Source organism: Desulfonatronovibrio magnus, from assembly GCF_000934755.1.
Classification (GTDB): Bacteria; Desulfobacterota; Desulfovibrionia; order Desulfovibrionales; family Desulfonatronovibrionaceae; genus Desulfonatronovibrio; species Desulfonatronovibrio magnus.
Window position 1 is genome coordinate 1 of the sequence record NZ_JYNP01000084.1, and the last position, 1,239, is coordinate 1,239.

Consider the following 1,239-nt stretch of genomic DNA (forward strand, 5'->3'; position numbering starts at 1 on the left):
GAATCATTCAGGGTTTTTATTCCTAAGTTCAGGCATTTACTGCATGACATAACCCATATGGCAGACGAGGCTTTCAAAACCTCTATCCTTATGGAGATATTTCACCTGCTGTTTAAGTATATTCACTTCCCTGAGCTGGACATAAAGCTGCAGGAAATATTTGACTTGTTTGAGCAGCTGCCTGATGAGGACAAAAGAAAAGAATATTTGCTTAATATTTTGAAATACGTACTGGCATCTGGTCCTTTGAGTAGGGCACGAGTAACCCAGCTTGCCAGACGATTTCCAGGAGGTGAGGATATGGTAGGAGTAGCAGCACAAGAAATGTTAAAGGATCTGGAGCAATCAAGGAGACCTTATTGGGAGGGGGTTGCTAAAAAGGAATCGAAATGTGACTCAATCTTCAAACTGGTCAACTCCAAGTTTGGAATCCTGCAGCCCGAAATTGTAAACCGCATAAAAACAATACAATCTTTAGAAGTTCTGGACGCCCTCTTTGACTTCTCATTGAGAGCTGAGACCATGGATCAGTTCACTGACCAGGTCCGAAAGATCACCGACAACTAATCTCCTTCCCCGTTCCCATAAGTAGGCCACCCCGCATCGACAGGGTGGCCTCGTAATATCCCCAGCAGTTACGCAGCCTCACCCAGAGGTACCACATTCACAGCTTCAGCCAGAAAGAGGAAGTATGGGACAAAGGAAGTATGGGACAGGTTAATTATTGCACTCCCTTCAATGGCTGGAACTTCAGGAACAGCACATGCTTGTGGATGGCAAGCTCCCGCCCATTATTCCCATAGTCATTTATCAGGGCCAAGAGGATGACCGAAATATGTGCTCTTCCTTCCATGACCTGGTGGAAATGCCTTCTGAATTCTTTAAGGTCTATATCCCTGACTTTTCCTTTGCCTTTTTCAATGTTCATGGTATTGATGAGGCAAAAGTTCAGGAAAAGATACTGCTCAAGTTCTATGTTGAAATAATCAAGATGCAGAACGACCCGAATATCAAGGGTTTGCCGACTCGGCTGGTCCGAGGTCTTTTGGAATCTATGGAGCAGAGAACTGCCCTGGAATACATTGATATTTTCTTTAGATACCTGGTTAAAAGCTCCGGATATCTATACAAGGAAGACTACAAAAAAGCTCTGGATCTCATTCCAGAGGGAGGTGAAAAGATAATGGAAACTTTAGCTGATCAGTGGCTTAGGCAGGGTAAGCATGAAGGGCTTATTAT

Annotated in this window: 1 protein-coding gene and 1 pseudogene; both read left to right on the forward strand. The window is 44.0% G+C overall.

Features of this window, described 5'->3' with window-relative positions; all coding sequences use genetic code 11:
- A pseudogene (locus tag LZ23_RS24585) lies at nucleotides 1-567 on the forward strand (Rpn family recombination-promoting nuclease/putative transposase); the annotation flags it as partial.
- A gap of 157 nt (nucleotides 568-724) precedes the next feature.
- The coding region (locus tag LZ23_RS25655) for an Rpn family recombination-promoting nuclease/putative transposase (RefSeq protein ID WP_435050737.1) at nucleotides 725-1,239 on the forward strand (515 nt) is incomplete at its 3' end.